This window comes from Bacillus sp. T3, from assembly GCF_033449965.1.
Classification (GTDB): domain Bacteria; phylum Bacillota; class Bacilli; order Bacillales; family Cytobacillaceae; genus Bacillus_BU.
Genome location: NZ_CP137761.1, coordinates 59,221 through 72,549 on the forward strand (window position 1 = coordinate 59,221; position 13,329 = coordinate 72,549).

Consider the following 13,329-nt stretch of genomic DNA (forward strand, 5'->3'; position numbering starts at 1 on the left):
GTCAAATAAATGAATTATTCTAGCACAATAGTATCCTATCTTCAACTATATATTATATATTAAGTCCAAAACTAACCCATTTCTCCATGCGTTATATAGGAACTACCTTCCGAGTGTTACATAAAGAGCTTGCTGGACCGAGGATACACCTATTAATTCAATTCCTTTCGGAGCTTTCCAGCCTCCTAGATTATTTTCAGGTACGATTACTCGCTCAAACCCTAGTTTTGCCGCTTCTTGCACTCGTTGCTCAATTCTTGAAACCCGCCTTACCTCTCCGGTTAAGCCTACTTCTCCAATAATACAATCTGTTGCTCTTGTTGGAGTATCGCGAAAACTGGAGGCAATACTAACAGCAATCGCTAAATCAATAGCTGGCTCATCTAGCTTAACCCCACCCGCAACCTTTAAATAGGCATCCTGGTTCTGTAAAAGCATTCCGACTCTTTTATCTAAGACCGCCATTAACAGTGAAACACGATTATGATCAATTCCAGTAGCCATTCTCCTCGGATTTCCAAAACTGGAAGGTGAAATTAATGCTTGGACCTCGACTAGAACAGGCCTTGTTCCTTCCATCGAAGCGACCACAGTCGATCCTGCTGCTCCTTGTGATCGTTCCTCTAAAAAGATTTCGGATGGATTTTCAACCTCTTCTAATCCCATTTCCTTCATTTCAAAAATACCCATTTCATTCGTCGATCCAAACCGATTTTTAACGGCACGTAAAATCCGATACGTATGGTGACGTTCTCCTTCAAAATAAAGAACCGTATCCACCATATGCTCAAGCAACCTTGGACCTGCAATCGAACCTTCCTTTGTTACATGTCCCACGATAAACACAGCTATTCCTTTTGTTTTCCCTATTCTCATCAGTTCTGCAGTACATTCACGCACCTGTGAAACGCTACCCGGTGCAGAAGTCACATCTGGATGAAATACCGTTTGAATTGAGTCTATGACAACAAAGCTTGGCGCTATGCTATCTATTGTTCTGCCAATTTCATCTAAGTTTGTTTCGGAATAGACTAATAAATGTTCTGAAGAAATTCCAAGCCGTTCTGAACGCAATTTTGTTTGCCGAAGCGATTCTTCACCTGAAATATATAACACGGAATGACCTTTTGTGGCCAGCTGTGAGGAAACTTGTAATAGCAAAGTGGATTTCCCAATCCCTGGGTCTCCACCAATCAGAACTAATGACCCCTGAACAATTCCTCCACCTAAAACACGGTTCAACTCTTTCAAGTTTGTCTCAATTCTCACTTCATTACCTGTTTCAATTGAAGTAATCGGTGTTGGCTTGGAGTTTCCAGCTAAACCTTGAGAGTGTGTGAACGCCCCCTTTTTCCAGCTCCAACGACTTCAACTTCTTCAACCATCTTATTCCAGCTTCCACATCCAGGACATTTTCCCATCCACTTTGGTGATTCGTACCCACACTCCTGGCACATAAATTTAGTCTTTCTTTTAGCCATAGTATCGTCCCTTCAAAAAACTTCTTACCACTATTATAACGGAAATCGAAACAGCTTCCCAATTACACTTACGATACATTCCTATTACAAAACGACCCTTTTATTGTTGGAGATGAAAAAAGGAGACCACGAAATAATCCGTGACCCCCTTCTGGTCCTCAAAATTAAGGCTTTGGTATTCCGGCAGGTTGTCCTGTTCTAACTATAAGTTCACCATTCTCCACATCGATAACGATATTTTGTCCCGTTAATACTGTACCTTTTAATAACTCTTCTGATAATCGATCCTCGATATGCTTTTGAATTGCGCGACGTAAAGGTCGAGCTCCGTATTCTGGATCATACCCCTCATCGGATATTTTATCTTTTGCCGCCTCAGTTAGTTCTAACTCGATATGCTGTTCTTTTAATCGTTTCACTAATTGATCCGCAAGTAATGTCACGATTTGTTTCAAATGTAGTCTCTCAAGAGCATGGAATACGATAATCTCATCAATTCTGTTCAGGAATTCTGGACGGAACGCTTTTTTCAATTCCTCCATCACTTTCCCTTTCATATCTTTATAGTCTTGAGCTCCATCCTGGATATTAAAACCAACATATTTATTACGCTTTAAAGCCTGAGCTCCAACATTGGATGTCATGATTAAGATCGTATTACGGAAATCCACCGTACGCCCCTTTGAATCAGTTAAACGACCATCCTCAAGCACCTGTAATAAAATATTAAAAACGTCTGGATGCGCTTTTTCAATTTCATCTAGTAGGATAACAGAATAAGGCTTCCTACGAACCTTTTCTGTCAATTGGCCGCCTTCTTCATAGCCTACATAACCAGGAGGTGAACCTACTAATCTTGAGGTTGAATGCTTCTCCATGTACTCAGACATATCAATCCGAATCATCGCATCCTCATCGCCAAACATCGCTTCTGCTAAAGCACGGGCAAGCTCTGTCTTTCCTACACCAGTAGGTCCAAGGAAAATAAATGAACCAATCGGACGTTTTGGATCCTTTAAACCAGCTCGTGCACGTCTTACCGCTTTAGAAACAGCAATAACTGCCTCTTCTTGACCGATAACACGGGAATGTAGAATCTCTTCTAAGCGTAACAATTTATCTGTTTCAGTTTGTGCTAATTTAGAAACCGGAATTCCCGTCCAGTTCGCAACAACGGTTGCAATGTCCTCTACCGTTACTTCACTATTTTCTTGACCCTGCTTTTCTTTCCAAGTTTTCTTCGTTTCTTCCAATTGCTCACGCAAACGTTGCTCTGAATCTCGAAGCGAAGCAGCCTTTTCAAATTCTTGACTTTGAACAGCTGCATCCTTTTCCTTACGAACCTCTTCTAACTTAACCTCTAATTCTTTTAAATTAGGAGGAGTTGTATAAGAACGAAGGCGAACCTTAGACCCTGCTTCATCAATTAAGTCAATTGCCTTGTCTGGTAAAAAGCGATCTGGGATGTATCTGTCTGATAAGGTAACAGCTGCCTCGATTGCTTCATCTGAGATTGAAACGCGATGATGCGCTTCATAGCGATCCCTTAAACCTTTTAATATTTGAACCGACTCATCCGCAGTTGGTTCATCAACACGGATTGGTTGGAAACGACGCTCTAAAGCTGCATCCTTTTCAATATATTTACGGTATTCATCAAGAGTTGTAGCACCAATACACTGTAATTCACCACGGGCTAAGGAAGGTTTTAAGATGTTAGAAGCATCGATTGCACCCTCTGCCCCACCTGCACCTATTAATGTATGAAGCTCATCGATAAATAAAATAATATTTCCTGCCTGACGGATTTCATCCATTACCTTTTTTAGACGATCTTCAAATTCACCACGATACTTTGTACCAGCTACAACGGTACCCATATCCAATGTCATAACTCGTTTATCGCGAAGAATCTCAGGTACTTCATTGTTAACAATTTGTTGGGCTAACCCTTCAGCTATAGCCGTTTTACCTACTCCAGGTTCCCCAATTAATACAGGATTATTTTTAGTCCGTCTGCTTAAGACTTCGATAACACGCTGGATTTCTTTGCTTCGACCAATTACTGGATCAAGACTACCTTCTCTTGCAATTGCAGTTAAATCCCTAGCAAGACTGTCTAATGTTGGTGTATTAGCATTAGCTGCAGCACCACCTTGCCCACCGCCTGCTTCATTGCTTCCAAGTAATTGAAGGACTTGCTGTCGTGCTTTATTAAGACTTACCCCTAGATTGTTCAATACACGTGCGGCAACGCCTTCTCCCTCACGGATTAAACCGAGCAAAATGTGTTCAGTTCCAACATAGGAATGACCTAATTTACGAGCTTCGTCCATTGATAATTCAATGACCTTTTTAGCACGTGGAGTATAGTGAATCGTTTGGGATGCCTCTTGTCCACGGCCGATAAGGTTCTCAACTTCTTTCTGAATCTTTTCTGCACCTAGTCCGAGTGCATATAGCGCTTTAGCAGCAATCCCTTCTCCTTCTCGAACAAGTCCTAATAAAATGTGTTCTGTACCAATATTGTTATGACTTAACCGTATTGCTTCCTCCTGGGCTAGGGCCAACACCTTCTGTGCTCTTTCTGTAAAGCGTCCAAACATCATATCTCTTCCTCCTAACTCTTCATTGTATCTAGTTTTAATCTTTCTCTTATTAACGCAGCACGCCGAATATCTCTCTCATTAGGTCTTAGAGGTCCTCCTGCATACTGCTGTAAGAAACCTGGTTGAGTTAAAATCATTAATTCATTTAATATAGTTTTAGGAATGTTTTTTATTAATCCCATATCAATTCCTAATCTAACATCAGATAAGCATTTTGCTGCTTCTTTAGACTCTAAAATTCTGCTGTTTTCTAATACTCCGAGTGACCGGAATACCCTGTCTTCTAATTCTATGTTTAATGTTTTTACTAATGCGTCTCGAGCATTTCTTTCCTGGGAAATCAATTGTTTAACTACGCCCATTAAGTCCTCAACGATATCTTCTTCAGATTTTCCAAGCGTAATTTGGTTTGAAATTTGAAAGATATTACCTAATGCTTCACTACCTTCACCATAAATTCCCCTAACCACTAAACCTAACTGATTAATAGCTGGAATAATTCGATTAATTTGCTGTGTTAACACAAGTCCAGGTAGATGCATCATAACTGACGCCCTTAAACCAGTCCCAACATTCGTTGGACAACTAGTTAAATAACCATACTGTTCATCAAATGCATAGTTGACATTTCCTTCAATCCAATCATCCACGACATTTGCAATCGAAAGTGCTTCAGTTAGTTGCAACCCAGGAAATAAACATTGAATTCGAATATGGTCTTCTTCGTTAATCATAATACTGATTTCTTCATTTTCAGATAACAAGCAAGCACCGTTTACTGCTTGGTTTGCTAAATGAGGGCTGATTATATGCTTTTCAACTAACACACGTTTTTGTAATGGCTGAAGCTGTTCCATTTTTAATAACTCAAACTTGCCTAGTTCGGTTAAAGGATGTTGTTGCGTCATTTGCTCAATTGAAGAAATGACTCCATTTGCTTCATCAAAAGAAAACAAGGTTGGAAAGGTGAACTCATTAAAATTTCGAGCTAAGCGAATCCGTGAACTCATAACAATGTCTGAATCCGGCCCTTCTGCACTCATCCATGAGCTGACAGCTTGATTAATAAATCTTTCTAATGACAAGCTATTCACCTCCCTCATGGCTTTGTTTCATATTACTTTCAAGAGCACGTATTTCATCTCTCACTTGGGCAGCCTTTTCAAATTCCTCATTAGCGATTAATGCTTTTATATGTTCTTTTAATTGTTCAATTTGTTTACGAACTTGAATGCTTCCACCAATTCTTTTTGGAATTTTCCCAAGATGGTCAGTATTACCACTATGGACCTTTTTCAACAAAGGTATTAGTTGATCTTTAAAAGCCTCATAGCAATTTGCACATCCAAATCTTCCAGCTTTGACGAATTGTGGGAATGTCATTGAACAGTTATTACATTGGATAATTTCTTGAGATTTAAATGCCTCTTGTGGGGATGGCGTAAACTTTGGTTCAACGTTTAATAAACCAGCAATTAAATTATTAATTGAAAAACCAGGCGCTCCATTTAGCAGAAACATCTCTCCCTTTTCTTGAGCGCATTTCTCACAGATATGAAATTCAGTTTTTTCACCATTGATTATTTTTGTAAAGTGGAGCGTTGCTGGTCTTTGATTACATTCAGGGCAAATCATTCTTTCACCTCTTCAGCCGCTTTATTTATACTTAAGAGTGGTCAGCATCGCTTTTAGCATCCTAGCTCGCAATTCATCTCGATACGGGAGCTCGATATATAAGACAGAACGGTCAATAACACTTAACATAATTTTTGCTTCTCTATTCGTAATGATTTCCTCTTCAACTAGGCGATAGATGACATCCTCCGCACTACTTTGAGCGATATTCGTCTTTACAAGTGAGATCAAGTGGTCGATCAAATGAACATAATCATTTGTCTGGACTTTAATAATACGTATATATCCGCCACCGCCTCTCTTACTTTCAACTACATATCCTCGTTCTACCGTAAAGCGAGTGTTAATAACATAATTTATTTGGGAAGGAACACATTGAAATTTGTCGGCAATTTCATTTCTTTTTATTTCAACTATTTCTTCTTCACTTAACTCTAATACCGTCTTTAAGTAATCTTCAATTATGTCGGAGATATTTCTCATCAAACCTCCCCCAATCATCTGACTTTGACTATATTTGACTTTGATTATACATGATAGACATATAAATTTGCAATTAATTGAACCATTAAACTATTGTTTCCACTTTGCTACTTCTCAAACTAAATTTTAGCTTTTTGTTCCCATTTATCACAAAATATATTCGCTAATAATTTTAGATAAAAATAAAAAAGAGCAGCACACACAATCATAGCGCTACTCTCCTCATTTCATACTTTATTCAATATAAATCATTTTTTTGGTCATTCCACCATCAATGATTAAATCAGTTCCATTAATAAAATCATTTTCATCATTTGTTAAAAAGAGACAAGCTCTCGCAATATCCTCCAGGTTTTCCTACTCGTTGAGACAAATGCTGTTGATGATCCAATTCACTTAATTTTGAGTAATCTCCTGTTTCAATCCACCTGGAGAGATTGAATTCACTTTTATTTTATATTTGCTAAAAGATGCAGCTAATGCATGAGTAATTGCCACAATCCCTCCCTTTGAAGCGGCGTACGGTTCGGAGTTAGGTTCCGACATATAAGCACGAGTCGATGATATATTGATAATCGTTCCGCCATTTTTGTTTTGACACATATATTTCGCTGCTTCCTTTGCTGCAATAAAAACACTTCTTAAATTTGTATTGATAATGTCATCCCATTCTTCTAAGGACAGTTCAAAGGGGGATTTAAATGAACCCCCTTTTCCTGCGTTATTGATCAATATGTGTAGGCTACCAAAGACATCTACTGTCTTTTCAAATAGTTGTATTACTTCATTCTCATTTCTTACATCTGTGTTAACAAACATGCAGATGCCACCACTTTTCTTGATTCGTTCTTCTACTAACAAACCTTTTTGTTCATTTTTATCTGCAATAACAACCTTTGCTCCTTTTAATGCATACTGTGATGCAATAACTTGACCAATACCATTAGCGGCGCCTGTTACAATCACTACTTTATTGGTGAAGCACATAGTTTCCCATCCTTTCTACCAGACACTACCTTTAATATGTTTATAACCATTTTATATCATCACTCATAACAGATTCATAATTTTTGAAACGCAAAAAAACAGCCAAATCGGCTGTTTTCTATCTTGTGCCCGGCAGCGTCCTACTCTCACAGGGGAGAGCCCCCAACTACCATCGGCGCTGAGAAGCTTAACTTCCGTGTTCGGTATGGGAACGGGTGTGACCTTCTCGCTATCGCCACCAGACTATTTAACTGAGAAAATTCATTCTCTCAAAACTAGATAATGTAGAAGAAGAAAAACTTTTTTTGGTTAAGTCCTCGATCGATTAGTATCAGTCAGCTCCACATGTCGCCACGCTTCCACCTCTGACCTATCAACCTGATCATCTTTCAGGGATCTTACTAGCTTGCGCTATGGGAAATCTCATCTTGAGGGGGGCTTCATGCTTAGATGCTTTCAGCACTTATCCCGTCCGCACATAGCTACCCAGCTATGCCTTTGGCAAGACAACTGGTACACCAGCGGTGCGTCCATCCCGGTCCTCTCGTACTAAGGACAGCTCCTCTCAAATTTCCTGCGCCCACGACGGATAGGGACCGAACTGTCTCACGACGTTCTGAACCCAGCTCGCGTACCGCTTTAATGGGCGAACAGCCCAACCCTTGGGACCGACTACAGCCCCAGGATGCGATGAGCCGACATCGAGGTGCCAAACCTCCCCGTCGATGTGGACTCTTGGGGGAGATAAGCCTGTTATCCCAGGGGTAGCTTTTATCCGTTGAGCGATGGCCCTTCCATGCGGAACCACCGGATCACTAAGCCCGACTTTCGTCCCTGCTCGACTTGTAGGTCTCGCAGTCAAGCTCCCTTGTGCCTTTACACTCTACGAATGATTTCCAACCATTCTGAGGGAACCTTTGGGCGCCTCCGTTACTTTTTAGGAGGCGACCGCCCCAGTCAAACTGCCCACCTGACACTGTCTCCTACCCCGATCAGGGGTATGGGTTAGAATTTCAATACAGCCAGGGTAGTATCCCACCGATGCCTCCACCGAAGCTGGCGCTCCGGTTTCTACGGCTCCTACCTATCCTGTACAAGCTGTACCAAAATTCAATATCAGGCTACAGTAAAGCTCCACGGGGTCTTTCCGTCCTGTCGCGGGTAACCTGCATCTTCACAGGTACTATAATTTCACCGAGTCTCTCGTTGAGACAGTGCCCAGATCGTTACGCCTTTCGTGCGGGTCGGAACTTACCCGACAAGGAATTTCGCTACCTTAGGACCGTTATAGTTACGGCCGCCGTTTACTGGGGCTTCGGTTCAAAGCTTCGCTTGCGCTAACCTCTCCCCTTAACCTTCCAGCACCGGGCAGGCGTCAGCCCCTATACTTCGCCTTGCGGCTTTGCAGAGACCTGTGTTTTTGCTAAACAGTCGCCTGGGCCTATTCACTGCGGCTCTTCTAGGCTTTAACACCCAAAAGAGCACCCCTTCTCCCGAAGTTACGGGGTCATTTTGCCGAGTTCCTTAACGAGAGTTCTCTCGCTCACCTTAGGATTCTCTCCTCGACTACCTGTGTCGGTTTGCGGTACGGGCACCTTTTATCTCGCTAGAGGCTTTTCTTGGCAGTGTGGAATCAGGAACTTCGGTACTATATTTCCCTCGGCATCACAGCTCAGCCTTTACGGAAACGGGATTTGCCTCATTTCCAGCCTAACTGCTTACACGCACATATCCAGCAGTGCGCTTACCCTATCCTCCTGCGTCCCCCCGTTGCTCAAACGATAATGAGGTGGTACAGGAATATCAACCTGTTATCCATCGCCTACGCCTTTCGGCCTCGGCTTAGGTCCCGACTAACCCTGAGCGGACGAGCCTTCCTCAGGAAACCTTAGTCATTCGGTGGATGGGATTCTCACCCATCTTTCGCTACTCATACCGGCATTCTCACTTCTAAGCGCTCCACCAGTCCTTACGGTCTAGCTTCAACGCCCTTAGAACGCTCTCCTACCACTGACATCGTAGATGTCAATCCACAGCTTCGGTGATACGTTTAGCCCCGGTACATTTTCGGCGCAGAGTCACTCGACCAGTGAGCTATTACGCACTCTTTAAATGGTGGCTGCTTCTAAGCCAACATCCTGGTTGTCTAAGCAACTCCACATCCTTTTCCACTTAACGTATACTTTGGGACCTTAGCTGGTGGTCTGGGCTGTTTCCCTTTTGACTACGGATCTTATCACTCGCAGTCTGACTCCCACGGATAAGTCTTTGGCATTCGGAGTTTGTCTGAATTCGGTAACCCGATGAGGGCCCCTAGTCCAAACAGTGCTCTACCTCCAAGACTCTTACTACGTGAGGCTAGCCCTAAAGCTATTTCGGAGAGAACCAGCTATCTCCAAGTTCGATTGGAATTTCTCCGCTACCCACACCTCATCCCCGCACTTTTCAACGTGCGTGGGTTCGGGCCTCCAGTTGGTGTTACCCAACCTTCACCCTGGACATGGGTAGATCACCTGGTTTCGGGTCTACGACCACATACTAATTCGCCCTATTCAGACTCGCTTTCGCTGCGGCTCCGTCTTCTCAACTTAACCTTGCATGTAATCGTAACTCGCCGGTTCATTCTACAAAAGGCACGCCATCACCCATTAACGGGCTCTGACTACTTGTAGGCACACGGTTTCAGGATCTCTTTCACTCCCCTTCCAGGGTGCTTTTCACCTTTCCCTCACGGTACTGGTTCACTATCGGTCACTAGGGAGTATTTAGCCTTGGGAGATGGTCCTCCCTGCTTCCGACCGGATTTCACGTGTCCGGCCGTACTCAGGATCCACTCAGGAGGGAACGAAGTTTCAACTACAGGGTTTTTACCTTCTTTGACGGACCTTTCCAGATCTCTTCATTTACCCCGTTCCTTTGTAACTCCATGTTGAGTGTCCTACAACCCCAAGAGGCAAGCCTCTTGGTTTGGGCTATGTCCCGTTTCGCTCGCCGCTACTCAGGGAATCGCGTTTGCTTTCTCTTCCTCCGGGTACTTAGATGTTTCAGTTCCCAGGGTGTGCCTTCAATACCCTATGTATTCAGGTAAAGATACCACTCCATTACGAGTAGTGGGTTCCCCCATTCGGAAATCTCCGGATCAAAGCTTACTTACAGCTCCCCGAAGCATATCGGTGTTAGTACCGTCCTTCATCGGCTCCTAGTGCCAAGGCATCCACCGTGCGCCCTTTCTAACTTAACCTAAAGGTTAATTCTCTTATTATTAAGAGAGAAAAAACTAATGTGGTGTTTCTTGTTTTCTTCTTTTACGATTATCTAGTTTTCAAAGAACGAAAAGATACAGAGGAATTGCTCCCTCAAAACTAAACAAACAAAGCGGTCAACAGTACAGACCAGAAGGTCTGCATTCCGATTGTCTTTACGACAATATCCTTAGAAAGGAGGTGATCCAGCCGCACCTTCCGATACGGCTACCTTGTTACGACTTCACCCCAATCATCTGTCCCACCTTAGGCGGCTGGCTCCTTACGGTTACCCCACCGACTTCGGGTGTTACAAACTCTCGTGGTGTGACGGGCGGTGTGTACAAGGCCCGGGAACGTATTCACCGCGGCATGCTGATCCGCGATTACTAGCGATTCCAGCTTCATGTAGGCGAGTTGCAGCCTACAATCCGAACTGAGAATGGTTTTATGGGATTGGCTCGACCTCGCGGTTTCGCGACCCTTTGTACCATCCATTGTAGCACGTGTGTAGCCCAGGTCATAAGGGGCATGATGATTTGACGTCATCCCCACCTTCCTCCGGTTTGTCACCGGCAGTCACCTTAGAGTGCCCAACTAAATGCTGGCAACTAAGATCAAGGGTTGCGCTCGTTGCGGGACTTAACCCAACATCTCACGACACGAGCTGACGACAACCATGCACCACCTGTCACTCTGTCCCCCGAAGGGGAACGTCCTATCTCTAGGAGTGTCAGAGGATGTCAAGACCTGGTAAGGTTCTTCGCGTTGCTTCGAATTAAACCACATGCTCCACCGCTTGTGCGGGCCCCCGTCAATTCCTTTGAGTTTCAGCCTTGCGGCCGTACTCCCCAGGCGGAGTGCTTAATGCGTTTGCTGCAGCACTAAAGGGCGGAAACCCTCTAACACTTAGCACTCATCGTTTACGGCGTGGACTACCAGGGTATCTAATCCTGTTCGCTCCCCACGCTTTCGCGCCTCAGCGTCAGTTACAGACCAAAGAGCCGCCTTCGCCACTGGTGTTCCTCCACATCTCTACGCATTTCACCGCTACACGTGGAATTCCGCTCTTCTCTTCTGCACTCAAGTTCCCCAGTTTCCAATGACCCTCCCGGTTCAGCCGGGGGCTTTCACATCAGACTTAAGGAACCGCCTGCGCGCGCTTTACGCCCAATAATTCCGGACAACGCTTGCCACCTACGTATTACCGCGGCTGCTGGCACGTAGTTAGCCGTGGCTTTCTGGTTAGGTACCGTCAAGGTACCGGCAGTTACTCCGGTACTTGTTCTTCCCTAACAACAGAGCTTTACGACCCGAAGGCCTTCTTCGCTCACGCGGCGTTGCTCCGTCAGACTTTCGTCCATTGCGGAAGATTCCCTACTGCTGCCTCCCGTAGGAGTCTGGGCCGTGTCTCAGTCCCAGTGTGGCCGATCACCCTCTCAGGTCGGCTACGCATCGTCGCCTTGGTGAGCCGTTACCTCACCAACTAGCTAATGCGCCGCGGGCCCATCTGTAAGTGACAGCCGAAACCGTCTTTCAGCTTTCCCTCATGAGAGGGAAAGGATTATCCGGTATTAGCTCCGGTTTCCCGAAGTTATCCCAGTCTTACAGGCAGGTTGCCCACGTGTTACTCACCCGTCCGCCGCTGATGTCAGGGAGCAAGCTCCCATCAATCCGCTCGACTTGCATGTATTAGGCACGCCGCCAGCGTTCGTCCTGAGCCAGGATCAAACTCTCCAAGAAAGTTGATTTAGCTCAAAAATGTTACGTTGGCTAGTGTGTTATAACCGAAGTTATAATCACTAAAATTTATTATTGTTGACGTTTGTTTGTTTAGTTTTCAAAGAACAATGTTCGCCGCCTCTCAAAAGCAACTTTTTAATAGTAACAAACATTAAATGCATTGTCAACTATTTTTTGGTGGAGTCTAGGGGGATCGAACCCCTGACCTCCTGCGTGCAAGGCAGGCGCTCTCCCAGCTGAGCTAAGACCCCAATATTATTAGAAGTTTAATGGTCGGGAAGACAGGATTCGAACCTGCGACCCCTTGGTCCCAAACCAAGTGCTCTACCAAGCTGAGCTACTTCCCGAATAATAAGCGCGCCCGAAAGGAGTCGAACCCATAACCTTCTGATCCGTAGTCAGACGCTCTATCCAATTGAGCTACGGGCGCATATTAATGTTTATTATTTTTTCTATCATGAAAAAATGGTGCCGAGGACCTGGAATCGAACCGGTACGGTAGTCACCTACCGCAGGATTTTAAGTCCTGTGCGTCTGCCAGTTCCGCCACCCCGGCAATATCATTGGAGCGGAAGACGGGATTCGAACCCGCGACCCCCACCTTGGCAAGGTGGTGTTCTACCACTGAACTACTTCCGCGAATATATGGTGCGGGTGAAGGGAGTCGAACCCCCACGCCTTGCGGCGCTAGATCCTAAGTCTAGTGCGTCTGCCAATTCCGCCACACCCGCATATATTCATATAAATGGTGAGCCATGAAGGACTCGAACCTTCGACCCTCTGATTAAAAGTCAGATGCTCTACCAACTGAGCTAATGGCTCGAAAAATGGTGCCGGCTAGAGGACTTGAACCCCCAACCTACTGATTACAAGTCAGTTGCTCTACCAATTGAGCTAAACCGGCATATGGTGGAGGATGACGGGCTCGAACCGCCGACCCTCTGCTTGTAAGGCAGATGCTCTCCCAGCTGAGCTAATCCTCCATTTTTAAAACAGCCCGGCAGCGTCCTACTCTCACAGGGGGAGAGCCCCCAACTACCATTGGCGCTGAGAAGCTTAACTTCCGTGTTCGGTATGGGAACGGGTGTGACCTTCTCGCTATCGCCACCAGACTATTTAACTGAGAAAATTCATTCTCTCAAAACTAGA

General features: G+C 44.5%; 4 protein-coding genes, 9 tRNA genes, 4 rRNA genes and 2 pseudogenes. All 19 read right to left on the reverse strand.

Annotated features, from left to right (window positions below):
• Positions 1-102 precede the first annotated feature (102 nt).
• Positions 103-1,481 (reverse strand): annotated as a pseudogene (gene radA, locus RGF10_RS00375) (DNA repair protein RadA).
• A gap of 164 nt (positions 1,482-1,645) precedes the next feature.
• Positions 1,646-4,090, reverse strand: coding sequence for an ATP-dependent protease ATP-binding subunit ClpC (clpC, locus tag RGF10_RS00380; RefSeq protein ID WP_318506338.1), 2,445 nt, complete (start codon positions 4,088-4,090; stop codon positions 1,646-1,648).
• An 11-nt stretch (positions 4,091-4,101) separates the two neighbouring features.
• Positions 4,102-5,175 carry a protein-arginine kinase McsB gene (locus RGF10_RS00385; protein WP_318506340.1) on the reverse strand — a complete coding sequence of 358 codons (1,074 nt, stop codon included), beginning with the start codon at positions 5,173-5,175 and terminating at the stop codon, positions 4,102-4,104.
• A 1-nt stretch (position 5,176) separates the two neighbouring features.
• Complete coding sequence (locus RGF10_RS00390) at positions 5,177-5,725, reverse strand: protein-arginine kinase activator protein McsA (RefSeq protein WP_318506342.1); 549 nt, start codon at positions 5,723-5,725, stop codon at positions 5,177-5,179.
• Between the two features lie 21 nt (positions 5,726-5,746).
• Entirely contained in the window at positions 5,747-6,208 is a 462-nt protein-coding gene (locus tag RGF10_RS00395; RefSeq protein WP_318506344.1) for a CtsR family transcriptional regulator, read from the reverse strand.
• 234 nt (positions 6,209-6,442) lie between these two features.
• A pseudogene (locus RGF10_RS00400) lies at positions 6,443-7,195 on the reverse strand (SDR family oxidoreductase).
• Positions 7,196-7,322: 127 nt separating this feature from the next.
• Positions 7,323-7,438: ribosomal RNA gene (gene rrf / locus RGF10_RS00405) — 5S ribosomal RNA — on the reverse strand.
• A 62-nt stretch (positions 7,439-7,500) separates the two neighbouring features.
• Positions 7,501-10,436: ribosomal RNA gene (locus RGF10_RS00410) — 23S ribosomal RNA — on the reverse strand.
• A 195-nt stretch (positions 10,437-10,631) separates the two neighbouring features.
• Positions 10,632-12,180 (reverse strand): 16S ribosomal RNA (locus RGF10_RS00415).
• 175 nt (positions 12,181-12,355) lie between these two features.
• A tRNA-Ala gene (locus RGF10_RS00420) sits at positions 12,356-12,431 on the reverse strand.
• A 19-nt stretch (positions 12,432-12,450) separates the two neighbouring features.
• Positions 12,451-12,527, reverse strand: a tRNA-Pro gene (locus RGF10_RS00425).
• 9 nt (positions 12,528-12,536) lie between these two features.
• Positions 12,537-12,610: transfer RNA gene (locus RGF10_RS00430), tRNA-Arg, on the reverse strand.
• A gap of 36 nt (positions 12,611-12,646) precedes the next feature.
• Positions 12,647-12,736, reverse strand: a tRNA-Leu gene (locus RGF10_RS00435).
• A gap of 8 nt (positions 12,737-12,744) precedes the next feature.
• Positions 12,745-12,819, reverse strand: a tRNA-Gly gene (locus RGF10_RS00440).
• 7 nt (positions 12,820-12,826) lie between these two features.
• A tRNA-Leu gene (locus tag RGF10_RS00445) sits at positions 12,827-12,911 on the reverse strand.
• Positions 12,912-12,926: 15 nt separating this feature from the next.
• Positions 12,927-13,002: transfer RNA gene (locus RGF10_RS00450), tRNA-Lys, on the reverse strand.
• A gap of 6 nt (positions 13,003-13,008) precedes the next feature.
• Positions 13,009-13,084, reverse strand: a tRNA-Thr gene (locus RGF10_RS00455).
• Between the two features lie 3 nt (positions 13,085-13,087).
• Positions 13,088-13,163: transfer RNA gene (locus RGF10_RS00460), tRNA-Val, on the reverse strand.
• A 12-nt stretch (positions 13,164-13,175) separates the two neighbouring features.
• Positions 13,176-13,292, reverse strand: a 5S ribosomal RNA gene (gene rrf, locus RGF10_RS00465).
• Together the 16S, 23S and 5S rRNA genes with 9 tRNA genes alongside form the textbook arrangement of a ribosomal RNA operon.
• Between the last annotated feature and the right edge of the window lie 37 nt (positions 13,293-13,329).

Excerpts from the sequence above, each read along its gene's own strand:
- RGF10_RS00395 (WP_318506344.1), bottom strand. The coding sequence starts at position 6,208 with ATGAGAAATATCTCCGACATAATTGAAGATTACTTAAAGACGGTATTA.
- RGF10_RS00390 (WP_318506342.1), bottom strand. The coding sequence starts at position 5,725 with ATGATTTGCCCTGAATGTAATCAAAGACCAGCAACGCTCCACTTTACA.
- clpC (WP_318506338.1), bottom strand. The coding sequence starts at position 4,090 with ATGATGTTTGGACGCTTTACAGAAAGAGCACAGAAGGTGTTGGCCCTA.